General features: G+C 69.5%; 22 protein-coding genes. 19 read left to right on the top strand and 3 right to left on the bottom strand.

The features are described from left to right. Positions 1 to 350: 350 nt before the first annotated feature. A complete protein-coding gene (locus HSX43_RS15335) occupies positions 351 to 923 on the bottom strand; it encodes an NAD(P)H-dependent oxidoreductase (RefSeq protein WP_179381014.1) in 573 nt (190 codons plus the stop codon). Between the two features lie 97 nt (positions 924 to 1,020). Between HSX43_RS15335 and HSX43_RS19695 the strand changes: the two genes are divergently transcribed. The 8 genes from HSX43_RS19695 (at position 1,021) to HSX43_RS15300 (ending at position 5,825) form a co-directional block, all read left to right on the top strand. Beyond that, on the top strand, positions 1,021 to 1,146 hold the full coding sequence (locus HSX43_RS19695; RefSeq protein WP_235962690.1) for a LysR family transcriptional regulator: 126 nt from the start codon (positions 1,021 to 1,023) through the stop codon (positions 1,144 to 1,146). 51 nt (positions 1,147 to 1,197) lie between these two features. Further along, positions 1,198 to 1,926, top strand: a complete 729-nt coding sequence (locus tag HSX43_RS15330; protein WP_235962689.1) for a LysR substrate-binding domain-containing protein — start codon at positions 1,198 to 1,200, stop codon at positions 1,924 to 1,926. 126 nt (positions 1,927 to 2,052) lie between these two features. Further along, positions 2,053 to 2,490 carry a hypothetical protein gene (locus tag HSX43_RS15325; protein ID WP_235962688.1) on the top strand — a complete coding sequence of 146 codons (438 nt, stop codon included), beginning with the start codon at positions 2,053 to 2,055 and terminating at the stop codon, positions 2,488 to 2,490. Then, entirely contained in the window at positions 2,487 to 3,143 is a 657-nt protein-coding gene (locus HSX43_RS15320) for a MotA/TolQ/ExbB proton channel family protein (protein WP_179381013.1), read from the top strand. The genes HSX43_RS15325 and HSX43_RS15320 overlap by 4 nt, the downstream gene beginning before the upstream one ends. Beyond that, entirely contained in the window at positions 3,130 to 3,489 is a 360-nt protein-coding gene (locus HSX43_RS15315; RefSeq protein ID WP_179381012.1) for a biopolymer transporter ExbD, read from the top strand. The genes HSX43_RS15320 and HSX43_RS15315 overlap by 14 nt, the downstream gene beginning before the upstream one ends. Continuing rightward, positions 3,486 to 3,872 carry an ExbD/TolR family protein gene (locus tag HSX43_RS15310; RefSeq protein WP_179381011.1) on the top strand — a complete coding sequence of 129 codons (387 nt, stop codon included), beginning with the start codon at positions 3,486 to 3,488 and terminating at the stop codon, positions 3,870 to 3,872. Before HSX43_RS15315 ends, HSX43_RS15310 begins: the two co-directional genes overlap by 4 nt. Further along, positions 3,869 to 4,789 carry a TonB family protein gene (locus HSX43_RS15305; protein WP_179381010.1) on the top strand — a complete coding sequence of 307 codons (921 nt, stop codon included), beginning with the start codon at positions 3,869 to 3,871 and terminating at the stop codon, positions 4,787 to 4,789. The genes HSX43_RS15310 and HSX43_RS15305 overlap by 4 nt, the downstream gene beginning before the upstream one ends. A gap of 1 nt (position 4,790) precedes the next feature. Further along, complete coding sequence (locus HSX43_RS15300; protein ID WP_179381009.1) at positions 4,791 to 5,825, top strand: siderophore-interacting protein; 1,035 nt, start codon at positions 4,791 to 4,793, stop codon at positions 5,823 to 5,825. A gap of 9 nt (positions 5,826 to 5,834) precedes the next feature. Here HSX43_RS15300 and HSX43_RS15295 read toward each other — a convergent pair whose 3' ends face one another. Together HSX43_RS15295 and HSX43_RS15290 are read right to left on the bottom strand one after the other, a co-directional pair. After that, entirely contained in the window at positions 5,835 to 7,145 is a 1,311-nt protein-coding gene (locus HSX43_RS15295) for a lysine N(6)-hydroxylase/L-ornithine N(5)-oxygenase family protein (RefSeq protein ID WP_179381008.1), read from the bottom strand. Continuing rightward, a complete protein-coding gene (locus HSX43_RS15290) occupies positions 7,120 to 8,253 on the bottom strand; it encodes an MFS transporter (protein WP_179381007.1) in 1,134 nt (377 codons plus the stop codon). Before HSX43_RS15290 ends, HSX43_RS15295 begins: the two co-directional genes overlap by 26 nt. Positions 8,254 to 8,342: 89 nt before the next feature. Here HSX43_RS15290 and HSX43_RS15285 point away from each other — a divergent pair, with 89 nt between their 5' ends. From HSX43_RS15285 to HSX43_RS15235, 11 genes are all read left to right on the top strand, one after another. Continuing rightward, positions 8,343 to 9,974 (top strand): IucA/IucC family protein, encoded by a 1,632-nt coding sequence (locus tag HSX43_RS15285; protein WP_179381006.1) that lies wholly within the window; start codon positions 8,343 to 8,345, stop codon positions 9,972 to 9,974. After that, positions 9,971 to 10,846, top strand: coding sequence for a GNAT family N-acetyltransferase (locus HSX43_RS15280; protein ID WP_179381005.1), 876 nt, complete (start codon positions 9,971 to 9,973; stop codon positions 10,844 to 10,846). The genes HSX43_RS15285 and HSX43_RS15280 overlap by 4 nt, the downstream gene beginning before the upstream one ends. Continuing rightward, a complete protein-coding gene (locus HSX43_RS15275; RefSeq protein ID WP_179381004.1) occupies positions 10,846 to 12,567 on the top strand; it encodes an IucA/IucC family protein in 1,722 nt (573 codons plus the stop codon). Before HSX43_RS15280 ends, HSX43_RS15275 begins: the two co-directional genes overlap by 1 nt. Positions 12,568 to 12,666: 99 nt before the next feature. Next, positions 12,667 to 13,902, top strand: coding sequence for an MFS transporter (locus HSX43_RS15270; RefSeq protein WP_179381003.1), 1,236 nt, complete (start codon positions 12,667 to 12,669; stop codon positions 13,900 to 13,902). Further along, positions 13,899 to 16,055 carry a TonB-dependent receptor gene (locus tag HSX43_RS15265; protein ID WP_179381002.1) on the top strand — a complete coding sequence of 719 codons (2,157 nt, stop codon included), beginning with the start codon at positions 13,899 to 13,901 and terminating at the stop codon, positions 16,053 to 16,055. Before HSX43_RS15270 ends, HSX43_RS15265 begins: the two co-directional genes overlap by 4 nt. A gap of 340 nt (positions 16,056 to 16,395) precedes the next feature. Then, positions 16,396 to 17,217: a M15 family metallopeptidase gene (locus tag HSX43_RS19940; protein ID WP_179381001.1), complete on the top strand. Its 822-nt coding sequence runs from the start codon at positions 16,396 to 16,398 to the stop codon at positions 17,215 to 17,217. Next, entirely contained in the window at positions 17,214 to 19,769 is a 2,556-nt protein-coding gene (locus HSX43_RS15255) for a peptidoglycan-binding protein (RefSeq protein WP_179381000.1), read from the top strand. The genes HSX43_RS19940 and HSX43_RS15255 overlap by 4 nt, the downstream gene beginning before the upstream one ends. Continuing rightward, entirely contained in the window at positions 19,672 to 21,039 is a 1,368-nt protein-coding gene (locus tag HSX43_RS15250; RefSeq protein WP_179380999.1) for a hypothetical protein, read from the top strand. The genes HSX43_RS15255 and HSX43_RS15250 overlap by 98 nt, the downstream gene beginning before the upstream one ends. 320 nt (positions 21,040 to 21,359) lie before the next feature. Beyond that, on the top strand, positions 21,360 to 21,698 hold the full coding sequence (locus HSX43_RS15245; RefSeq protein WP_179380998.1) for a hypothetical protein: 339 nt from the start codon (positions 21,360 to 21,362) through the stop codon (positions 21,696 to 21,698). Between the two features lie 57 nt (positions 21,699 to 21,755). Further along, the gene (locus tag HSX43_RS15240; RefSeq protein WP_179380997.1) at positions 21,756 to 23,048 is read left to right on the top strand and encodes a PepSY-associated TM helix domain-containing protein; all 1,293 of its coding nucleotides are present in this window, start codon (positions 21,756 to 21,758) and stop codon (positions 23,046 to 23,048) included. A gap of 129 nt (positions 23,049 to 23,177) precedes the next feature. Further along, on the top strand, positions 23,178 to 23,894 hold the full coding sequence (locus tag HSX43_RS15235) for a DJ-1/PfpI family protein (protein ID WP_208454629.1): 717 nt from the start codon (positions 23,178 to 23,180) through the stop codon (positions 23,892 to 23,894). Positions 23,895 to 24,490 lie beyond the last annotated feature (596 nt).

The following is a 24,490-nucleotide window of genomic DNA, read 5'->3' as shown; positions in this document are numbered from 1 at the left end:
ACCGTGTCCGACCCGTCTGCGAGGTCCGGTCCACTGTCCTTTCCCTTCCCGACGGATATGCCGGACGAATTGTGTTGCGAACCGGTCGAAGGTCCGTTCGATCGGTCGGCGACGAACATCCATGACAGGACCGACAGTCGCTTCGGCCTCCGCCCGGGCTACGAAGTTCCGGTACGGCAACATTTCGGAGGGCCCGCCCGATGCGCTTGCCGAACCCGAAGAGGATGCGGTTGGGTAGCACCGGGCGTCGCCCACAAGCGGCATCGGCATAGCGTCGGGCGCGGTGGCCGCCAGATGGCGCGTGATGCATGCGGCAATGGTGCTTCCCTCTCCGCGGAAGTCATACGAAATCAGACCGCCGCGGTCCGCGCCGTCCGCGCGGCGAAGGCCCGGAGCGCCCCGGCGTAGCCCGTCGCCGCCGTCGCGAGCGCGGCCTCGTCCATCCGGTTGGCACCGTAGACGAGGTAGGGCCGGTGCCACGGCAGGCCGCACCGACGGGCGGTGGCCTTGAGGGGCGTCAGGATCGCGTCGAGCGCATAGCCGTTCTGCCCGCCGCGCCGGTAGGCCGTCGGCCCGTTGCCCGCGGTCGCGGCGATCATCAGGGGCGTTCCCGCGAGGCGGTCACCCTCGGTTTCGGCATGGATGTAGTACATCCGGGTGAGCACCGCGTCCTGCCAGGCCTTCAGGAGCGGCGGCCCCGCGTACCAGTGGATCGGGAACTGCAGCACGATGCGATCGGCGGCGAGGAGACCCTGCGCCTCGACCGCCGCGCCCCAGGCGAGATCGACGCGATCGTCCGGGTAGCGGGCGGCCATGTCGACGACCTCGGTGTCTGGCAGGTCGCGCGCCCGGGCGGCGAGGGCGGCGTTGACGCGCGAGCGCGCAGGATCGGAATGGAAGAAGAGGATGCGTGTGCCGGCCATGTCGGGGCTCCTGTGTCGCGGGGGAAGACAGGGAGGAGGATGGGTATCGCCAAGAAATCTGTCCAAGCGATCGTTTGTATGTGTCATTATCGACCGTATGAATTTACGGTCAGTTGATCTGAACCTGCTCGTCGTGCTCGACGCGCTTCTGGAGGAGGCCCATGTCAGCCGGGCGGCCGCGCGCCTGAACCTGTCGCAGCCGGCGGTTTCCGCGGCGCTTTAGCGCTGTCGCGACCTCTTCGGGGATCCGCTTCTGGAGCGCGGCCGCGGGACCATGCGGCGCACGCCCCGAGCCGAGGCGTTGCGCGCACCGCTGAAATCCGCGCTGGCCGAGGTGACGGCGCTGATCGACCCGCCGGTGCCCGCGCTCCGCGAGATCGAACGGACGATCCGGATCACCGCCGCCGACGATCCCGCCGCGCTTCTGCTCAGGCCCCTGATGGCCGCGCTCGCGCGGGAGGCACCGGGCGTTTCGGTGGTGATCCGGCCCTGGCGCGGGGCAGGGGCCGCGCTGCGCGATCTGCACGACGGGGAGACGGACCTCGCGCTGTCGGTCTTCGATGCGGCGATGGACGGTCTGGAGACCCGCCGGCTTCTCAAGGCACGATACGTCGTCGCGATGCGGCGGGATCACCCCGCGGCGGCGGATTTCGGGCTGGAGGCCTGGCTCGACTGGCCGCATGTGCTCGTGTCGGGCCGGGGGGACAGCCGGACACCGCTCGACGCGCATCTGGCGCCTCTGGGGCGGCACCGCCGGATCGGGGCGACGGTGCCCGCGTTCCACCTCGTTCCGCCGATCCTGCGGGCGTCGGACCACGTCGCCATGCTGCCGCGCCCGAGCCTTGCGCTTCACGGGGATGCGGGGCTTGCGACCTTCGCGCCGCCGCTTCCGGTGGCGGGCTTCCCGTTGCGCCTTGCCTGGCACGTCCGCCAATCGGGCGAGCCCGCGCTGGCGCATGTTGTGGCGACCCTCGAAGCCACGTTCCGCGACATCGTGGCCTGAGTCGGGCTTGTTCGCCGGGTTGCGGACGGCGAACTGGACAATTCCGATTCTTTCAGTAGGTTTTGCCTGCCTCAGCCAGATGCCACCGGGCGCAGCCAGGGCCTTTCCCAGATCGAGAGGCTTCAGATGACCCGTTTCCCGCACCCGGCTCGCCGGCCGGTCCACCTTGCCGCCGGGCTTCTGGCTTTGCTGCCCCTCGCGTTCTCCGGCCCCGGCGCGGCGGAGGAGACGGCACCGGCCGTCGCGGTCGAGCTCAACGCCCTCGACCCGGTGGACGGGGCGTGCCGCCTCGTCTTCGTGGCGCGCAACGGGCTCGGGTCGGACATCACCGCGCTCGTGCTAGAGACGGTGGCCTTCGACGCCGAGGGCGGCGTTTCGCAGATCGCGCTCTTCGACTTCGCCGACCTGCCGGCCGGGCGGCCGCGGGTGCGGCAGTTCGACATCGCGGGCACCTCCTGCGAGGCGGTCGGCAGCCTTTTGGTCAACGGCGTGCAGACCTGCGAGGGCGCGGAGGCGTGCCCCCTGTCTGTCAGTTCCCGCACGGACGTGGAGCTTCTGGGATGAGCGGGGCGATCGAACGCATCTCGGACCTTCTGGATCTCGGCGGCCCGGTCGTCGCGCTCTTGGCCGGCCTTTCCGTCCTGGCTCTTGCCGTGGTGCTCTACAAGCTCTGGCAGTTCAGCGCCGCCCGTGTCGGCACCCATGCCCGGCTGCAGGCGGCGCTTGACGCCTGGGACGCGGGGGATCGGGGCGGCGCGCGCGCGCGGCTTGCCGAAAGCCGCAGCCACCTCGCCCCGCTTGCGCATCTCGCGCTCGACGGCGGCCGGGACACAGCGATCCGGGAGCGGCTGGAGGCCGAGGCGGCCATGTCCTTCGCCCGGTTGGAACGCGGCTTCCGCGTCCTCGACAACATCGGGCAGATCGCCCCGCTCCTCGGGCTCTTCGGCACCGTCCTCGGCATGATCGACGCCTTCCGTGCCCTGCAGGCGGCCGGATCGGCGGTCGACCCGTCGGTGCTGGCCGGCGGCATCTGGGTCGCGCTCCTGACGACGGCGGCGGGGCTCGCCGTCGCGATGCCGACGACGCTGGCGCTGTCCTGGCTCGAAAGCCGCGTGACGCGGGAGAGGGACTTCGCCGACCTGCTGCTGGCACGCGCCGCCGCCCCGCGGGCACCGGCCCGCGCGGACGCCGGGGGAGCGGACCATGTCCCGGCGTAGCCTGCGCAGGCGGGCGCTGTCGCTGACGCCACTCGTCGACGTGATCTTCCTGCTTCTGCTGTTCTTCATGCTGACCTCGACGTTCTCGCGCTACGGCGAGGTGGAGATCGCGGCCGCAACGGGCGGGGCCGGGGCGGCTCCGGCGGGCGAGTTGCGGTTCCTGCACCTCGGGTCGGAGGAGATGTATCTGGCCGGACGCGCGGTCACTTTCGCCGACCTGACCGAGACGCTGCCGGGCACGACGACGCTGGTTTCGCTGGCCGAGGGGGTCGAGGCGCAGCGGCTCATCGACTTGATGGGGGCCATGCGCGGAGTGCCGGATCTGCGGCTGACGGTGCTGCGATGATCGCCCGTCGCCCCACCGCCCGCCACCGCGCCGAGCCGACGATCGCGCTCATCAATGTGGTCTTCCTGATGCTGATCTTCTTCCTGGTCGCCGGAACGGTCGCCCCGCCGCTGCGCCCCGACCTGACGCTCGCGCGGGTCGCCGGGCTCGACGGGCGGGCTCCGCCCGACGCGCTGGTCCTCGATGCAGCGGGGGCTTTGTGGTTCCGGGGGGCGGCGACCGATCCGGCGGCGCATCTGGAGACCCTCGGCGCAGAGGGGCGCGCCGTGCGGATCGTGCCGGACCGCGCGGTCCCGGCGTCGCGGCTCGTGGAGGTGACGCTCGCCCTGCGCGCGGCGGGGGCAGAGCAGGTCTTCGTCGTCACGGAGCGGGGGCTCGAGTGAGCGCCGGCGTGCCCCGGTCGGCCGGAATCGCCGGTTTGGCGCTCGGCGTGTCGCTGGCCCTGCACGCGGGCGGCGCTGGCGTCGGGCCAGGGCCCGACCCGGTCGCCGTCGAGGGCGGGGGCGGCGCGCGAATGACGATGGCGGGCACCGCCTTCGAGGATCTGGTGCAGGGCGTCACCGCGCCCGTCCCCACCGCCGAGGTCGCCGCGCCCGTCCCGGCCTCCACGACCGCGGCCAAACCCGTTGCCCCACCAGAGGTTGTACCGCCGACACCGGCGACGGAGCCCGCTTCGGCACCGTCTCCCCGAAGCGCTGAGGCCGGGGCCGTGCCCGTCGTTCCGGTCACGCCTCCCGCGCAGGCATCCTCGGTGACGACACCGGTCGAGGCACCGCGAGCCGAGGTGGCGGCGATCGAGGAGACGACCACGCCGCGTCTCTCGGCCCGGCCCCGCACGCGGCCTGCCTCGGTCGAGCAGCGGGCCGCCGCGGCGCAGGCCGCCGAACGCGCGGCGCGGCAGCGCGCCGAAGCCGATGCCGCCGCTGCACAGCCCGCCCCGCGGGGAAATACGACGGCTCCTTCGGCCAACCGCGGCAGTTCCGATCGGGGTGGCGCGGCGGCCTCTTCGGGGACGGGACGGACACAGGCGGCCGGCACCGCGGCCGCGTCGTCCTATCCCGGTCAGGTCCAGCGGCGCATCGCGCGAGAGCGGACGCCCCGCGGCGTGGGCCGTGGCACGGTGCGCGTGGCCTTCACCGTCGCCGGAAGCGGCGGGCTCGCCTCGATCGGGCTCGCGGCCTCGTCGGGGAACGCGCGGCTCGACGACGCGGCTCTCCGCCTGATCCGGGCGGCGGCTCCGTTTCCGCCACCGCCGGCGGGTGCGCAGCGCAATTTCGTAATACCGATTCAGGGACGCTGACATGACAGGACGCGCGACACTGGCCCTTCCCGGCGTGCCCTTCGCGACGCTGCGCGGCGTGATCCGGCGCGAGGCGCTGGAGCATGGGCTGGACCTGCATATCGACGCGGCGGAGGAAGTTTCGATCGCGACGCCCTTCGGCACGCTCGAGGCGCGGGCGTTGGACGACGGGGCGGAACTCGCCCTTGCGGCGTCGCGGGCGGATCGCTTGCAGACCCTCAAGGAAACGGTGCTCGACCACGTGCTCGACGACCTCCCCGTGGCGCACGCGGCGCTGGTCTGGTCGGATGCGCCCGCCGCGACGGAACCGCCGCCGAACTTCCGCTTCGCCGAGGTGCGCAAGGTCGCACCGCTGGGCACCACGTTCCTGCGGTTGCGGCTCGCGGTGCCGGACATCCGGGCCTTCGACGATTCCGCCCTGCATTTCCGGTTTCTTCTCACGCCCGACGGCCGGGCTCTCGCGACATCCCCCGGCACCGCGCCGAACGGGAGCCTCGTCTGGCCGGCGGAGATGCCCGCGCCCCATCGCCCCGTCTATACCGTGCGGACCATCGACCGGGATGCCGGCCTGCTGACCGTCGACGTCTTCCGCCACGCGGGCGGACGGGCGCAGGGCTGGGCCGAGACGGCCCGGCCCGGAGACCGGATCGGGCTGCTGGGACCGGGCGGCGGCGGCCTTCCGACGGCGGATGCGGGGCTGAACCTCTATGGCGACGAGACGGCGTTCCCGGCGATCGCCCGGATCGTCGAGAGCGCGTCGGCGGAGACGCGGGGTCGCGTCGTACTGCGGGCCGGGGCGGGGGCCGCCTGCGGCTATCCTCTCGTCGCGCCCTCCGGCATGGAGGTGATCTGGCACACGGGAGTGTTCGATCTGGCTGCGCAGGCGCTCGCCGATCGTGCGGTCTGGCCCGAACGGGCCGTCTGGTTCGCGGGCGAGAAGGCCGAGGCGCACCAGCTACGCGCCGCCTTCAAGGCCGAGCCGCCGGGCCGCGGGGCCGCGCAGGTCGGAGCCTACTGGACCCGCGCGGCCGGCTGACCCGCTCGCTCAGGCCGAGCGCAGCTCGAGCGTCGGTGGCGCGGTCGGGGCCATGTCCCAGTCGACCAGACCCTGCGACGGATGCCGCAGCGCGTCGAAGATGGGGCGGCCGCAGAGATCCTCTAGGATCGTCGCGCTGCGCCAGGCCGTCAGGCTGAGCTGCGGGTCGACGATCCCGTGGGAGCGGCGGCCGTGGTTCAAACCGTAGATCGGCGTGGTCTCCGGCCCGTCCCAGAGCACGCGGTAGTCCTCGCCGAGCGCCAGCGCGCCCGAGGTCTCGATCCCGAGGCGATGGCGGATCGGCGTGAGGCAGGCGGGCACCTCGGGCCGGAACCCCGTGGCGAGGACGACGATGTCGGCGGTGCTCTGTTCCGCGCCGCCGCAATCGGTGCGTGCGGTCAGGCGGAAGGACCGGAAGGCGCGCTCGATCCCGGTCACGGTGCGACCGGGCCGCAGACGGGCGACCGTCCCGCCGCCGAGATGATGCTGCCGGTAGAGTGCCGCGTACAGCGCGTCGGCCGTTTGCGGGGTGAGACCGTCGCTGCTGTATTTCTGGCTTTCGAGCGCCTTGCCCTGCTGCCGCGCCGGCATCGAGCGGTAGGCGCGGCGGTAGGCGGGCGTGTAGATCTGGTCGATCAGCCCGCCCTCCTGTAGCTCCCAGAAAGCGTCGCGGCGGCTGATCCAGGTGATCTCGCGGGGGCGATCCGGACGCGACAGCAGGTCGAGCACGATCTCCGCCCCGGTCTGCCCGCCGCCCACCACGGCGACCCGCCTGTCGGCGGTTCCGGGGCAAAGGGTCAGGTAGTCCACGCCGTGCAGGCAGTCGGGCCCGAGAGGCGCGAACTCCGGCACCCGCGGCACCTGTCCCGTACCGATCGAGAGCGCGCGGCTCTGCCAAGTCTCGCCCGCCGCGGTGGTGAGGCGGAAGCCGTTGCCGTCATGCTCGACGCGCTCGATCGGAGCGCCGAAGCGGGTCTGCGGCAGCTTGTCCGCGACCCAGGCCATGTAGTCGGTGAACTCCCGTCGGGTGACCGTACCGAAGCGCCCGGCCATGAAGTCGTAGAAACGGCCGTGGGTGACGAGGAAGTTGACGAAGCTCCACCGGCTCGTCGGTTGAACCGGGGTCACGAGATCCTTGAGGTAGGAGGTCTGCATCACGCTGCCGTCGAAGCCGAGACCCGGGTGCCAGGAGAAGGCGGCATCGCGTTCGAAGAACGCGGTGGCGAGGCCCGGCACGCCGTCGGCCAATGCCGCGAGGCTCAGGTTGAAGGGGCCGACGCCGATGCCGGCGAGGTCAAGCGTGGGTCGGGTCTGGGTCATGGTCGTTCCTTCTGGATCGGGGAGGGAGGAGGGCGAGGAGGAGGCCGCAACCGGCGACGAGCGCGAATGGCGCGGCCGGATCTAGCGGCAGAAGAAGCGCGCCGCCCCCGACCCCGAGGGCCAGAGCGGCGATCTGGACCGTGCCGTTCCAGGCGGCGACCTGCCGGTCGGCGATGCCCGGGCGGGTCAGGATGTCGGCGAGGTTCAGAACGGTCATCAGCGCCGCCGCGCCGCCGAGCAGGAGGCTCAGCGCCGCGAAAGCCGCCGCGCTTTCGGCAAGGCCGATGCCGCCCGCGCAGAGGCAGAGCAGGAGCGCGGCGAGGCGCGCGTGGCCGCGTCCGGCGCGCGGGGCGATCAGGCGGGCGGCAAGGAGCAGGCCGAGGTTCGCTGCCGCGAGGCAGAGACCGGCGAGCACGACCGCGCCGTCGGCCGTCTGCGCCAGCCGTGCGGCGAGAAGCGGGGCGAGGCCGACCTGCGCCGCGCCTACCGCCCCCTGGGCCAGGATCGTGACGCGGAAAGTGACGAGCGGCGGCGGCGCGACCGCACGCGGCAAGCGCGGCACCGGCAGGCGACGCGACCGTGCGAGGCCGAGAATCACGCCGAAGGTCGCGGGCAGGAGCGGCACCGCCGGCGACAGGAGCGCGAGCGGACCGACGAGCACCGCAGAGAGCGCCCGACCGATCCCGCCCAAGGCTTGCACCCGGCCAAGCGCGCGGCGCGGCTCCGACGCGCCGGCCCCGGCCGTCTGCGCCAAGACCAGCACCGCACCGGCCGCCAGCCCCTGCAGGAACCGCAGGCCCGCGAGTACCGCGACCACGACCCAGGCCAGCGGCACCGCGTCGCCGCGCAGAAAGAGCGCGAGAAGCGCGAGGTTCGTCGCGAGGAGTGTGCCGAGCGCGAGCGGAAGGAGGCCGCGGGCAGGCATCGCGCCGAGGAACGGCAGGAAGGGCGCGGCGGCGATCATGCCCAGGGCGACGGCCGCGCCGATCGCGCTTTGGGTTGTTCCAAGTTGTTGCGCCAGAAGGGGAATCATCGCGATCAGCGCCGTCTGCTGGAAGGCGTGACCGGCAAGAACCGGAGCAAGGGCGGAGGCGGTGGTATTGGGCATTGACGAATCCTGACTAAAATACTTGGTAATAGCCGCAGGGCCGTTCGTAAATGCGATCGGCGAACCAGCGCCGACAGAGGATGCCGCCCATGACCACCGCCGTTCTGGCGCTCGACGCCTTCCTGAACTCCGCCCTGCGCGAGGGGCGTCTGCGCGACGCGAGGGAAGAGCCGGGAGCACTTCGATTCCGCGACGCGCGCGGGCGGGAGGTTCGCGTGCCGGTGCGCGCGCGCTCGACCTGGCGGCGGTGTTTCGGTGCCGATTGCGCGCTTCGGCAGGCGGGCAACTGGCGGCCGGTGTCGATCGAAACGCTCCTCTCGGATCTGGCGGGCGAGGGCGGTGCGACATTCCGGGCCCGCGTGCTCGACAGCCTCGCCGCGATCGAGACGGCGGACTGGGCGACGGGCGATCCGGAGCGCTGGTCCTTCGCCGAGGGAGAACAGGCGCTGCTGGCCGGTCACGCCTTCCATCCGAACCCGCGCAGCCGTGACGGCATGACCGGTGCCGAGGTGCGCCGCTACGCGCCCGAACGCCGGGGTCGGTTCGCGCTGCACTGGGTCGCTGTCGACCCGGCGCTCCTCACGCTGAGCGCGGGGGCGGCGGAGCGGATGCGCGCGCTCGCGGAGGCCGATCTCGGGACGCTGCCCGCGCGCGGCGTGCCCGTGCCATGGCATCCGTGGCAGGCGCGCCGCCTGCTCGACCGCGCGGACCTTCGGGCGCATCTCGCCGCCGGGCGGCTCACCGATCTCGGCCCCGGCACCGCGGCCTGGCGCGCGACATCCTCGATGCGCAGCCTGCATGGGTTCCATGCGCCCTACATGCTCAAGACCTCGCTCAGCCTGCGGTTGACCAATTCGGTGCGCGACCTGTCGCTGCGTGAGGTCGTGCGGGGCATCCACATCACCGATCTGCTGGGCTCCGCCCTCGGACGGCGCATCCGGTCAGAGTTCCCGACGCTTCGCCTGCTGGCCGAGCCGGGCTATGTCGCGCTCAACGATGCGGCCGGCGCACCGATCGAGCAGACGATTTCGGTGCTGCGGGACAATCCCTTCCGCGATGCGGCACGCCCCGGTCCCGTCATGCTGGCGGCGCTGTGCGAGCCGGGGCCGGACGGCCGGTCGCCGCTCGGACGGATCGTCGCGCGCCTCGGGCCCGGGACCGGTGCCGCGTGGTTCGCGCGCTTTCTCGCCGTGGCTGTCCTGCCGCTTCTTGAACTGCGCGCGCGGCACGGGCTGCTCTTCGGGGCGCATCAGCAGAACATGATGCTCGACCTGAAGGACGGCTGGCCGGCGGCGGCCTGGATCCGCGACTGCCAGGGCACGGGTCATCTGCGCGCGTTCCACGGCCATCTCACGGCGGCCTGCCCCGCGATCGGGGAAGGCTCCGAGAACGTGGTGGACGCGGACCTCGGCGACGGGCTCGTGACCTATTACGTCGTGGTCAACGGCGTGCTGAACACCATGGCGACGCTCGTACTCGACGGGTTGGCCTGGGAGGCGGCGCTCCTCGAGGTCTGGCGGGAGGCGCTGCGTCGGGCGCGGGCCGAAACGCCAGGCGATCCGACACTCTACGACAAGCTGCTGACGCGGCCGACGCTGACCTGCAAGGGCAATTTCGCCACCAGCCTCAGCGGTGTGAACGAGGCCGATGGCGATGCCCGCGGGCAGTTGGCGGCCTTCCTCGAAATTCCCAATCCCCTCAAGGAGACCGTAGGCGCATGAACATCCAGACCTTTCCCGACCGTCCGCCTTCGGATCCCGTCGCCTTCGCTCGCTGGGTCGATGCCCGCTTCGCCGCGGAGCCGGCGCGCGGCCAACTGGAGCTGAGTGCCGAGCAGTTGGCGGTTGCCGCGCGGAACGGTTTGCCGCGCTACGTCACCCGGCAGGCGGGGGGCGCGACGATCCGCAAGGCGGGCTTCCTGCAGGCTCCCGACGCGTGGCTGCGCCATCCGCAGACGCCGCGCCCCGGCGCGGCCGACGTCGCGGGCCCCGAGGGGCGCGACCACCCGCTGCGCCCCGCGAACCCGGAGGGCCTCGTCTACGAGCGTCATTTCGCGGATGCCGGCGTGACCGTGGCCTTCTGGTCGGTCGAGGTCGATCGCGACCTCGACATGTTCCACCGCTGGCAGAACGACCCGCGCGTCGCCTACTTCTGGGAGGAGGACAAATCGAAGGAGGAGCTGCGCGCCTTCCTCGAGACGCGGCAGGCGGATCCGCACAACTTCTCGGTCATCGGCACCTATGACGGCGAACCCGTCGGCTACTTCGAGATCTACTGGGCGCGGGAGGACCGGCTCGGAGCCCATTACGACGCGGGGGCGTGGGACCGGGGGTGGCACGGCCTGATCGGGGAGACGGCGCAACTCGGGCGGCGCAAGACCTCGGCCTGGATCCGGGCGCTGACCCATTACATCTTCCTCGATTGCCCGATGACCGAGGTGGTGGTCGGCGAGCCGCGCGTCGATAACGCCAAGCTGCTGCGCTACGCCGATGCGATGGCCTACGAGAAGGTCAAGGAATTCGACTTCCCGCACAAGCGATCGGCCCTCATGCGGTGCCGGCGTTCGGCCTTCTTCGACCGGGTTCCGATGTGATGGAGGCGGTGGCCCGCGCCCTGCTGGCGAAAATGATCGGCGAGCTGTCGTGGGAGGAGGTTCTGCACCCGACGGGGGACGGGGCCTTCGCGCTTCCGCTCGCGTCGGGGCGGACATATCGGTTTCGCGCGGTCCGGCGGATCTGGGACAACCTCGACGTCGATCCCGAAAGCCTGTCGGTCGACGGGGCGGAGACGGTCGACCCGCTGCGTTTCGTCGTCGATGCGCGCGCCGAGCTCGCGATGAACGCGGCTACGGAGGCCATGTTCCTGCGCGAGCTGTCGAACACCCTGCGGCAGGATGCGGTACTGGCCCGGCGCAACCATGGATGGACGGCCGAGGCCCTGATCGCGCTGCCGGTGCCGGAGCTTCACGCGCGGCTCGAAGGTCACCCGAAGGCCGTGGCGAACAAGGGCCGGCTCGGCTGGGGCGTGGCGGATCTGGAGCGCTATGCGCCCGAATATGCCGCCCCGATCCCGCTTCACTGGATCGCCGCGGATCGCGACAGCCTGCGCCTCGGCCGGGCGGCCGGGCAGGGACCGGTCCTCGCCGAAGCGATCGGTGCGGAGGCGGCGGCGCAGTTGCAAGAGGCGCTGGTCGCGGCGGGCGTGGCAGAGACCCATCTGCCCGTCCCGGTCCACCCGTGGCAGTGGCAGGCGCATCTGGAACAGGCCTTCGTGCAGGAGATCGCGGAGGGCCGCATCGTGCCGCTCGGGACGTTCGGACCGGCCTTCGTCGCCACGCCGAGCCTCCGGACGCTGACGCCGGTGGGCGGCGGACCCTACGACGTGAAACTGTCGCTCGGCATTCTCAACACCTCTGCCTGGCGCGGGATGCCGGGCAAGTACATCGAGCATGGGGCGGCGATCTCCGACTGGCTGGCCGATGTCGTCGCGGCCGATCCGGTCCTGTCGCCCTGCGTCACCGTGCTGCGCGAGGTCGATGGCTGCTGGTACAGGCACCCCATCCTCGCCGATTGCCCCGGGGCCCCCTATCGCCACCACGAGATGCTGGGCGCGATCTGGCGCGAGAACGCCGAACACCGCGCCGGATCGGCGGCGCAGGCCGTCATGGCGGCGGCGCTCTTCCATCGGGGGGCCTGCGGCCGGACGCTGGCCGAGGTGCACGCGCGGGCGGCGGGTCTTGCCATGGCGGAATGGCTCGAGCGGCTCTTCGAGGTGACCGTCCTGCCGCTCTGGCACGCGCTCTGCACCTACGGGACGGGGTTCATAGCGCACGGGCAGAACGTCACCGTCGTTTTGCGAGACCATGTGCCGGTCGGCATGGCGATCAAGGATTTCCAGGGCGATCTCGATCTCGTCGACCGGGACTTTCCCGAGATGTCAGGGCTCGACCCGGCGATCCGCGCGCTGCTCCCGCGCAAGCCGCCGGCCTACATCGTTCACGACATCCAGACGGCGCATTTCGTGACCGTGCTGCGGTTTCTTTCGGCGGGCCTGGCGCGGTCGGGCGCGGTGCCGGAACGCCAGTTCTACGACCTGCTGCGACAGGTGCTTCGGCGACACGCGGCGGCGCATCCCGATCGGGCCGAGCGGTTCGCGCTCTTCGACCTCTTCGCGCCCACGATGCCCAAGGTCTGCATCAACCGCGTGCGTCTCGCCATCGGCTACGAGGACAGCGCAGCACGGCCCCTGCCGGCCCGGGGCACGGATCTCGTCAACCCGCTGGCCGCGCTGCCCGAGGCCGCGGTGCCGGCCTAGGTCCAAAATACCTGACTGAATCACTTGTATTACTGATGGTGACGTGATGGATGGAGGGGCCAGCCCCTCGCCAGCAATCGTCATCGGAGTTTCGATTTCATGCTGGCCCTGCCCGTTCCCCGTCTGTCCGTCTCGATCCTCGGTCTTTATCTGGCCCAGGCGGTGCCGCTCTATATGGTCGCGGCCGCCCTGCCGCCGATCCTGCGGCAGAAGGGGATCGGGCTCGACGTGATCGGCGGCATGGGGCTTTTGCTGGCCCCCTGGGTTCTCAAGGCGCTCTGGGCTCCTTACGTCGACCGCCTGTGCCACCATTCCCGCGTCGGGCTGAAGGCCGTCGTCGCGCTCTGCCTTTCGGTGACGCTCGTGGGGATCCTGGCCCTGTCCACCCTCGACCCGGTCCGGGACGCTGCGATCTTCTTTCCGATCCTCATGGCCATGTCGCTCTCGTCGGCCACGCAGGATGTCGCCTCGGACGGCTGGGCGGTGGAACACCTCGCCCCCGACCGGCAGGCAGGCGGCAACGCGCTGCAGGGCGCGGCGGTGGCCACCGGCGTCCTCGTCGGCGGTTCGGGCACGCTCGTGCTGCACGATCTGATCGGCTGGGACGCGGCGCTGCGGGTGATGGCCGCGCTCACCTGTCTCGTGGTCCTGCCGTTCTTCCTGCAGCCCGTCGACCTCGGCCGCCGCCCGCTGCCGCGGGACCGCGGGAGACCCGCGCTGCGGCGGTTCTTCGCGGTGCCCGGAGCGATGGCGATGCTGGCCTTCGCGTTGCTCTTCCGTCTGCCCGAGGGGCTGGTGAAGGCGCTCGAGCAGCCCTTCCTGGTGGATCAGGGCCTGACCCTGACGCAGGTGGGCGCGATCTCGGGCGGGTCGGCGGCGGCGGTCGGTCTCTTCGGGGCCTTCGCGGGGGCGGCGATGATCCGGGCCTGGGGGCTCCTGCCGTTCCTGATCCTGCTGATCTGCGGTCGGACGCTGGCCTTCGCCGCCTTCTATGCCGTGGCCGTCTCGGGGGCGGGGCTCTGGGGGCTGGCCGCGCTTTCGGTCTTCGACACCTTCCTGCGCTACATCGAGATCACGGGGCTCTACACCGCCTTCATGCGCTTCGCCTCCCTGCGGCAGGCTGCGACCGATTTCACCCTCCTCACCAGCGCGACCTTGGTGATGTACATGGCCGGCGGTCTCCTCGCGGGGATGCTGGCCGAGACGCTCGGGTACGGCCCTGTCTTCCTGACGGCTGCCGTGCTGTCGGGCACCGTCGGCTGGCTCGCGTTGACCCTCCTGCCGCGTCAGGTGCGGCATCTTCCCCCACTCGACACGACAGAGGCCGCGACATGACGCTTCCCCGTTCCCTTACTTTACTCCCCGTTCTTCTCTGCGGCCCGGCTCTGGCACAGCAGTCGGACGAGCCGGTCTTCCTCGAGGGGATCGTGATCGAGGCGCTGCGGACCGGCGCGACCGAGGGCTCGATCCCGGGCTCGGTGCAGGTCATCGACCGCGAGACGATCCTGCGGACCGTCCGGCAGGGCCGTTCGCTGGCGCAGGCGCTCGGCGACCGGGTGCCGGGCCTCGCCCCCGGCAACGGCACCATCGGCGGCGCGAGTCAGACCCTGCGCGGCCGCACCGCGCAGATCCTGATCGACGGTGTCGCCCGCACGTCGGAGTTGCGCGGTTTCGACCGGGAACTGGCGACGATCGACCCCGCCTCGATCGAACGCATCGAGATCGTCAAAGGCTCGACCGCGCGCTTCGGCAACGGCGCGACCGGGGGCATCATCAACATCGTCACCCGCCGTCCCGACGGCGACACGCCGCGCACCACCGTCGAGTCTCGCCTTTCGTTCCAGGACGACGACAGCAGCAGTCTCTCGAACGAGATCTTCGTGGCGCACGACCGCCGGGTCGGCGACCTCGGGCTGCGGTTCGAACTGTCGAGGCGGGACACCGGCGACCTCTTCGATGGCGCGGGCCGCCTGCTGCCGTCGGATCCGATCATCGGGCAGGGGAGCCGCGACAACACCGAGACCTATTCCGTCGCGGTGGCCGGCGACTGGACGCGGGGACCCCATGAACTGGAGTTTCGCCTCGATCGCTACCGGCTGACGCAGGACATCGCGTTCTTCACGGATTATTCGACCGACCCGGTCCGCCCCTCGACCCGACCCTACAGCGGCGAGGACGTGGTCGACGAGGGTGCATCGGCCACGCTCACCTACCGGCACACGGGTTCGGCCCTCGGCGATATCGAGATCAGCGGCTCGATCACCGATATCGACCGCCGGGCGGCCTTCGTGGAGGCGGGGCCGGCGAACTTCCTCTACTATCCTATCAGCCCTACGAACCTCGCGCAGGATCCGGACGCGCAGACCGAACTTTTCACCCGGACCTACGGCCTTTCGGCGACGGTGCAGACCCCGCTCGACGGGTTGGGCTCCGGCGCGACGCTGACCTGGGGCGTGGATCTCGGACGCGACGAGGTGGACCAGCGCCTGATCGACGGGACCGACGTGATCGCGCCGATGACCCAGACGAGCACGGCGCTCTTCGCGCAACTCGACCTGTCGCTCGGCGACCGGTGGGAGGTCAGCGGCGGTCTGCGCGCCGAACGCTTCAGTCTCTCGGTCGAGGATTTCGTGCGTCCCGACGCCGTGCAACTGACGGCGGGCGGGCCCCAGCTCCTGCCGGCGCTCGAAGTGACGGGCGGCGACTTCGACTACGACGCGGTGGTCGGCAATATCGGCGTGGTCTTCCGCGCGAGCGATACGCTCGACCTCTACGCGGGCTTCAGCCAGGGCTTCTCCATCCCCGACGTCGGGAGTTTCACCCGCCGGGCCCGCGCCGCCAATCCGCTCCTTCCCGGGCAGACGATCTCCTTCGCCTCGATCCGCCCGGAAGCGCAGATCGTCGACACCTGGGAGGCGGGGCTGCGCTACAGCGGCGCGCGGCTCACGGCAGACGGCTCGATCTTCCTGTCGACTTCGGAGGACGGCACCGTCTTCGACAACACGACGAACACGCTGACCCAGCAGGAGGAGCGGATCTGGGGGGCAGAACTCAGCCTCGACTACCTGATCCGCGACGGCTGGAACGCGGGCGCGCAGCTCGCCTTCGTCGAGGGACGGTTCGACGACGACGACGACGGCCGCATCGACAGCTGGCTGCCGAACAGCCGGATCCCGGCCCCCGTGACCGCGACGCTCTATACCGACTACCTCTTCGAGACCGGTCTCGCCCTCTCGGGCGAGCTCGTCTACGAGGCCGGCCGCGACAAGGGCGACGAGCCGCGCCTCGAGGAGATCGTCCGCGTCAACCTCGGCGGCAGCTATCCGGTCGGTTCGGGCGAACTGACCTTCGGCGTCACCAATCTCTTCGACACCCGGCAGGACAACAATACGGCGAGCAGCGTTCGCCGCGACCCGATCACCGGCAACGCGCTTCGGGTCGCCGACGAGGGCCGCCGTATCGCCATCGGCTACGCGGTCACGTTCTGATCGGACAAACGATGCGGTAGATGTCCGAACGTCGGATGACCCGGGCACCGGGTTGAATATCGTGGCCCGACACGCGCGGGAACCATGGTCGGGACGGCGCTAAAATCCTTCGGACGGGCCGAGATCGGCGGTAAGAAAGGATCCCGGGCCGCAGACAAAGCCAGTTTATCCGCCCGCGATCCAGGGTGCGCCGGCGGGCGTGTCGAACGAGACGCTACATTTTTCGCCGCGCGGATGCTATCGTGACCGGTGTATGATGGTTGTGTTCCAGGCTCTTTCAGCGCCTCGGTCGACCCGAAGCGATGCCCTGCGTCGAGTACTCGCTGGTTATTGTTCGAGGGTGTTCGCGGCAGTCCTGATCTTCGGTCTGATGACCGGCGTCGCGGCCGCGCAGGATTGCGTGCCGCGTGATTTTCTTGCCGAACCACTCCCGGACGAGCAATCCTCGCCCGTTTGGCGATCCGCCCTCCTGCTCGCCTATCCCGCATTGCGTCCTGGAACCCGCGCCGACACTCTGCGCGCACCGGACGGGCAGGTTCTGGCCGCAAATGGGCCGACGGGGCGGCCGCCGCGCGAACGGCTCGCTGCTCCGACGCTCGGCGATCAGTTCGTTCCGGCCTATCCGCTCTCCCGCGATCTGGAAAGCCGCTCGGAGCCGTTCTTCGACCCGGGACGGGCGCGCAACGGAGCATTCTTCGCGGCTCTCTACGGTCACGATTCCGTCGACGTCGAAGCGCAGCTTGAGACTGTCACCTTCGGTTCCGCGCGGTTTCGCGTGACCCGGCGGCATGGCGTGGCCTGCCAGCTCCGCGCTGCCCTCGACCTGATGAAACCCCATCGCGCGGCGCTCGCCCCCGTCTTCGCGGAGGCAGGCGGAGGCTATGCCTGGCGTCCCATTGCCGGGACCGACCGGCTCAGTCCCCATTCCTGGGGTATCGCGATCGACGTGAACGCCGCGCTCGGGGGCTACTGGCGCTGGACGGGCTCTACCGAGGGTGCGGTTGGTCCGTATCGCAACCGGGTGCCCTGGTCTCTTGTGGAGACCCTGGAACGGTTCGGCTTCGTCTGGGGCGGCAAGTGGCACCATTTCGACGGAATGCATTTCGAGTATCGCCCGGAGCTCATTCTTCACGGGCGCATTTTAGGAGGAGACAGAGGATGACCAATCGACTGATGACGGCAAGCACCGCGTTGTTCGTGACATTTCTGCCTGCCGTGGCCGGAGCGCAGGCGCTCATGGAAACATATCGGGCCGAGATAGCTGCGGTCGACCGCCGCAACTCCTCGGGCGTGGTGCTTGCGGATCCGGCCGCGATCCTGGCCCAGGATCGGGCCAATGTGCATCGCTTCGGTCAACGGCAGGCCGGTGATACGGTGGACGGGGTCTTTTCGGTTCGGGAACGACGTGCGGCCATGGCGACGCTGCTGGCGCGCGGGTCGATAAGTCCGTCGGCGCAACGAGCGCTCGACGGTCGCGGCGGCGTGGTGCTGGACGTCGGGATCTGGGGCGGCGGCGGGACCGTCAGCCACGTGACCGTAGACGTTGCCGCAGGGCCGGAACCGCAGGCTGCGGGCTCCGCCGACCCCCCGCTGACCGAAGCCGAGATCGCACGCGATGCCCCGCGCATCCAGTCCGCGCTGAACGCGCGCGGGTTCGATGCGGGACCAGTCGACGGTCAGCCCGGACGCCGGACACGCGATGCCGTCGCAGCCTTCCAGCTCAGTCTGGGCCGTGCGGGGACAGGCGCGCTGACCCGCTCCGAATGGGAGATCCTGCAGGCCGTGACCACCACGCCCGGTCCGAGTTTCGACTGCACGCGCGCGGGAACTCCGGCCGAGCGGGCGATTTGCGCGAACCCCGCGCTTGCCGTGCTGGATCGTGCCCTGGCGGAGGCCTGGCGCGCGCGCCGGCAAGTCGACGGTTCTGACGCGCTCCTGGTCGAGCAACGGCGCTGGATCGCCGGACGGGATGCCTGCGGAAGCGACGTGATCTGTCTCGAGCAGGCGACGCGGGAACGCGTGGCGGTGCTGGGCGGAGAGCTGCCCGCGCCGTCCGCGGCACCTGTGGCTGACCTCGCGGTCTCCGCGCCGGGGGAGCCGGGCGGCGCGATGGCGGTTGCCGGCGAGGGTGGGCTCATCACCGTGGACGGCCGCGTTCTCTATAGTTTGGTCGACGCGAATGCGCTCGCACTCACCGAAAGCGGCTCCGTCGTCCGGGAACACGAGCAGGAACTGGCACGGCACCTGGCCCTGACCGCACGCGCTATCGGCTCCGACGATCTCGCCGCGACGCTCGCAGACACCCCGAACCCCGGTTACCTGCGAACCGATTTCGACCTTCTGCCGCGCGCGGCACAGGACGAGATCGTGCGACTGGGGCTGTCGATCTCCAACGTCACGGACATCCACAGCGAATCCTGCCTCAACAGAACCCGGGGACCCCGCCTGTCCTGCGCAACGCAGCGGCTCGAGACCACGTTCGACCAGCGCCGTTTCCAACAGGGCGCCGCCGAGGTCATCGCCCGTACGGTAGAGGAAAGCCGTCTGGACGTCCCGCTCCCGGTGCGCGTCTTCTGCCCGCTCGGGCCGATCGACCAGGCCTACGATTTCGATACGGGTACAGTAGACTGGGCCTCCATGATCGAGAACGGATGCCACCTGAACGATCCCGGTGTCGATCTTGGGGGAGCCGTGCCCGAACGTACCGAAATGGAAGCCGCACGGGTGGAGGATCTGGCCCGCCGCTATCTCGGCACGGATGCGCAGGGCTCGACGCGCATCCAGCCGCTGATGCTCGCGTTCGACGGGGAGCTTCGGATCGAGCGCCAGCCGGGCGCACAGGCGGGACCGGATGGTGTTGTCGCCACGACGCAGGCGCTTCGCCGGACCGGCCCCGTGGGTCTTCGCTGGAGCGGAACGCCGGGCGAAGAGATCCTGCGTTTCGATGCCCCATCTGGAAATCGCCCCGCAGAGGCGGTCGATCTGCGCCTCGCCGGTCCCGCCGCCCGTCTGATTGACGGTGCCTCCGCGCTCGATACGGCGCGCCTGGGCACCGTGCTCGCCGATCCCGCGGCGTTGCGCGACGGTCTGCTCGTCCGCCTGCCGGCCTTGCCGACCGACGGCGCGGAGCCGGTGCGCCTCTCCATCGCCAATTTCTTCCTGCCCGAGGTACCTGCGCAGCAGGTCGCTGCGCAGACGGGTGAGCCGCTGGAACATGTCGCTTGGACGCAGCTGATCTCGAACGCGCGGGGCGTGCCCGACACCGAGCTCGTCTTGATTTTCACGTCTCCCTATGCCGCGCTCGGAAAGCGAGCCCATAGACCCCGCGTTCGCGCAGCGGCGCAATCAGGAAGACGTGGCCCTGCTGGCCAGGATCTCGGGGCCGATGCGGATGGAAGGCGCAGCGGGATCCGCTCTGGTTGCCGTGGTCCGGCCCGAGGCCTTCGAAATCACGGAGCCGGGCATCGGCGGCGCGCGACAAATACTCGCGCGCCCTGCGTTGGCCGTTGCCGAAACCGCGCCTCAGGAGCGCGTGTTCCTGCCGTCGGTCTGGTGGCTTGCCGCCAAGGGGGCGGAGTTGCGAGAGGTGGATCTGGACGTGCACCTGAATGCGGTCATGGACCGTGCCAACCTCCATTCCGGCGATACCTTCGCCCGTCTCGACGCGCTCGCCGCGGCCAGGGCCGCAATCGAGCGGGCCGAAGCGGGCGCTGAAGGGGCCGCGCCCTGGGTCGCCGGACGGATCACGCTCGGGGCCTACGATCTCGAACGGCAGGTCTGGCCGGTGAACGGCCTGACCCTCGCATTGCCGACCGGCGACCGGATGGAGGAGGCGGTGGCCCGTCGGGTTCAGCCGGACATCGACACCAGGGCGCTGTCCGTGCCGATGTCCGTCGAGGAGGCACGCGACTTCGACGCGACCCGAACGGCGGCGCGACGGCGGTCGGGACCGCTTGAATTTTACGCACGGATCGACATGGGGCCTCCACGCAGGCCCGACAGGCTAGCGGCCTCCGCGCAGCTGCGCGAGCTTTTCCTCTTCCTGCCGCAGGGATCTCCGTCGCAGCCCATGAGGGTCTCGCCTGCCTTCGACCGTGACACCGCCATTGCCCTGCTGGAGTTCGAAGCCCCCGCCGCGCCGGAATCCCCTGCGGTGCCGTCGGCCGAGGTCTCTGCACCGGCTTCCGAGACGCCCTCTGCGGTGACTGCCCCACGTACCGAAGCGCGTGCGGTGCCTCCCGCAACGCCGCAGGAACCGGAGGAGACTTGGCCCGATACGCCCGATCTGGATGTGGCGCGGAGCGAATGGGACATGCTCGGCTTGCAGACCGGCATGACATTTGCGCAAGCGCAGGCGGTACTGGCCGCGCGCGACGGCATCGTAACGATCTTCGAACGGCCCCGCCCGGAACCCGATCCGGCCAGCGTTCGCGCAACGCTTTACCAGAGGATGTACATCGCCGCTGACGGCACGGAGGCGATCACATTGGCCGCACCCGGCCCCGACGGTCCCGTACTTGCCATCCTGCGCCGGTTGCAGCTGCCACGAGGTGATCTGCCATTCGATACGATCCGGCAGTCGCTTATCGACAAATACGGTCTACCCGCAATCGAGAATGCCGCTTCCGAAGGCTCGAAGATGTACTGGTTCGACGGTACACCGGGCGCTGCCCAAGCTATTTGTCGCGTCCATTTTCCGCGTCGCATCGACCTTCGGGAATGGCACCTGCGCGAAGGCGGCGACAGCGCTCTGGATCTGTCGCAACCGTCCGCCGCCTGGAACTGGGCCATCGCGGATATGCCCGTGGACTACGCCGAGCAGGCCACCCGCTGCGGCCGCGTCCTGACGTTCGAGCCCGAGGGTGCGGCGCAGCAGGGTGGAGCGGCCTTCTCCATGATGCTCCTCGACATCGGGGCCTTGCGCATCGTGGACGAGACGTTGTCCGGTGTGCCCGCGGCGGAGGACCGAGAAATCGACTTCTAGGGCCAGACGGAGAAGCGTCCGGTCGAATGACATTGCAACCGCGAGAGTGGAAAGACCGACGTGAAACGGCGGCAACGCCGTGTATCACAGCCGCATGGTGGTCGATCGCAGTGAGTGTCATCAGGAACTCACCGCCCTCTCTTGCCTGGATGCGCTGACTTTCCGGATCGGAACTCTGCGGGTTAAATCGAGAAAACCGTAAGACGGTCTCCTCGAGAGCGTGCAATCTGCATTTACGGAGAGATCATTGTCCTGAATGAGGCGGGCAGGCGATTTGTCGCTCTGGAAAGAAGAGCGAGTGTCGCGGTAACGTCCTGGGGATGCGGTTTCTCTTGCTCCTTCTTTTGGGTTTCGGGCTCCTGTTGCCCCGCACCGGAGCGGTGCTGGCGGACTTGGCGGGCTTCGAGAGCATGGTGATCTGTCGGGGTGCCGACATGGTGACGATCACCATAGGTGCCGACGGCACGCCGGTGGAGACCGAGATCGAGGATCACGGTCCGTGTCTCGCCGCAGTGGAGCCCAAGGGCCTGGCCGTGCCGAAATCGGCATGGACGGACTTCGTGCCTGCTCGCCCGCGCCCCCTCCGTTGGCTGGCGGTCCTGATCGCACCGTCCCCCTGGACCGGCCCGCCACCGCACAGGGGGCCACCTGCCGCCTGACCCTCCCCCCGGGCTCGCGCCCGGAGACCGACGGACAGGAAAAGACGGACAGGACAAATGACAGATACCCCTCTTCGGGGGCCGGATGCGCGCGAGACGGCGCGCGGCGGCACCCTCTATCGGCTCGTATGGAAGTGGCACTTCCTTGCCAGCCTCTATGTGCTTCCCTTCATGGCGATGCTTTCACTGACGGGCGGCCTCTACCTCTACAAGCCGCAGATCGAGGCGTGGCTCTATGCCGATCGCCTCACAGTCTGCGCGGAGGGGCAGGCGATTGCGCTGGAAGAGCAGGCGGCCCTGCTTAGTGCCGGCCGCATCCGCGGCGTGACGGTCGCGGGCGGGCCTATGGCCTCCACCGTGATCGAGTACGACGATACGGACGGTACCCGTTCGATCTCCTGGGTCGACCAATATCGCGGTGAGGTGCTGGCAAGCACGCCCCGAGACGCGATGGCGATGCAGGTGCTGCGCAAGCGGCATGGCGAGTTGCTGCTCGGCGATATCGGCACCAAGTTCGTCGAACTCGCCGCCCATTGGGCCGTGGTCATGTTCGTCACGGGTGCGATCCTGTGGTGGCCACGGGGATCGCGCCGGGTGCGCGATGCCGTGGCCCTGCCGCGTGGCGGGATGAGCGAGCGGTCCTGGTGGCGCGAGACGCATCTCTTCACGGGAATACTGGCAACGGTGCTGATCGTGCCGATCCTGATCTCGGGCCTGCCCTGGACCGATATCTGGGGTGGCGGGCTATCGGCGGTGCAGGAGGCGACGGAACAGACATCGAAGTCGCTGCGCTTCGGTGGTGCCGCACCCAAATCCGGCGCGTCGGAAGGCGAGACGATCGCCTGGGCCGAGGTCATCGCCACCGCCGAGGCACAGGGTCTCGCCTACCCATTGGAGTTTCGACCGCCGCGCAAGCCCGACGACGCTTTCTGGATCCGCTCGGCCAGCATCCATCGGCCAGACCAGAGCGAGTTGGTGATCGACCGCTATTCCGGCGAGGTGCTGGCGCGGGTCGACTTCGGCGACAACCCCGTGGTGTCCAAGGCCGTGTCCTGGGGCATCAGCTTTCACCAGGGAGAGGCTTATGGCTGGCTGAACATGGCGCAGAACACGCTGGCGGCGGAGCTTGGCGTGGTTCTGTCGGTTTCGGGCTTCGTCGCCTGGTGGATGCGACGTCCGAAGGGGACGCTTGGGGTGCCTGCGGCACCGCAGGCGTCGCTCGGCACGGTCATGATCGTGATCGCCGTCGCGCTGATGATCCTGTTTCCGCTGATGGGCGCGTCGCTGATCGTCGCGCTCGTCCTCGACCGGTTGATCTTCCGCCGCGCCGGATGGTTCCGCCCCGCCTGAAACGAAACCCGGGCATGCGCACTCGCGGAAGCCCGGGTCCTGCCTATCTTTTATCGAAGGACGTCTACTATGATTGATCGTCGCACATTCAACACTCTTGCACTTGCCGCCGCCGGTTCGCTCTCCTTGATGAACGCTGGCCAAGCACAGGACACCGACAGGTCCAAGGGGCCGAAGTTCGCCATGCTGGTCCATCCGAAGATGATCATGCAGGACCTCATCGGCCCCATGACCGTCTTCAACCTCTGCATGGGGACCAATCACCTCGTCTGGAAGGACGCCACGCCCGTCGCGAGTGAGCTCGGCATTTCCGTCATGCCAACCGAGACCTACGAGACCTGTCCGAGGGATGTGGATGTCCTGTTCGTGCCGGGTGGCCTCGCTGGTACCATCGAACTGATGCAGGATTCCGAGACGCTCGCCTTCCTGCAAGACGTCGCTTCGACCGCAACCTATGTGACATCGGTCTGCACCGGGGCCCTCGTTTTGGGTGCGGCTGGCCTCCTGCAAGGCAAACGAGCGACGTCACACTGGTACGTTCGGGACATGCTGACCCATTTCGGCGCGATCCAGACCGAGGGCCGCGTGGTCGAGGACGGCAGGGTCTTGACCGGAGGGGGCGTCACCGCCGGGATCGACTTCGGCCTGACCATCGCGAGCCGTCTTCGGGGCGATGATTGGGCCAGACGTATCATGCTGACGCTGGAATACGCGCCCGAGCCACCGTTTATCGGTGGAACGCCGGAACAGGCCGAAGCCGATCACGTCGCCTCCATCCTAGACCGACGGGGCCGCATCCTCGCAGAAGCGGAACGCGTCGCGCGCGAGGCGGGCAAACGGCTGTAGAGACGGAAGGCGTGCCCTCGGTCAACGCCATTGATCGAGGGCACACTCGGATCGGCAGCATCGACGGGAGCGAGTTGCCCGATGTGCTGATCTGTTTCTTTCTGTGGTCCGAAGTGAAGTTCATCCCCTGTAGGAAACGAACAGAGCAGTCACCCGCATGTCGCCGTTCGGACGGCGCGTCTCGCAAAAACTTTCGTCAACCTTACGTACTGGGAAATCGCATTCAAACCGGGACTGAAAATACGGGCCGCGTGGGGCTTGAAATCGAACGACACACCCTCGGATCGGCCGGAGGGCAGCCGAAGCTCAGGTCAGAAACCTAAAATCGGGGAGCCGTTATCTGCTCCGCCGGTATCTTTGCGAGCTTCACATTTTGATCTTCCGGGTTTTCAATGCTTTACATCGGTCACTTCCCTGCCACCCTTCTTATGCCGATATTTGTAGAAGATCCTGTCACGGCTTCCGTTTTTGCGGAACAACAACGACATTCCGGCCGCCCTCGCGGCATTTCTGGACGACGCGAAAGCGCAGGGCCTGACGGTCACGCTCGTCGTGCCGGTCAAGCCGACCGACACGTCCTACGATGCCTGGGACGC

It is taken from the genome of Jannaschia marina (genome assembly GCF_013404595.1).
Lineage (GTDB): Bacteria > Pseudomonadota > Alphaproteobacteria > Rhodobacterales > Rhodobacteraceae > Jannaschia > Jannaschia marina.
This window is presented reverse-complemented; position numbering and strand designations above follow the sequence as displayed.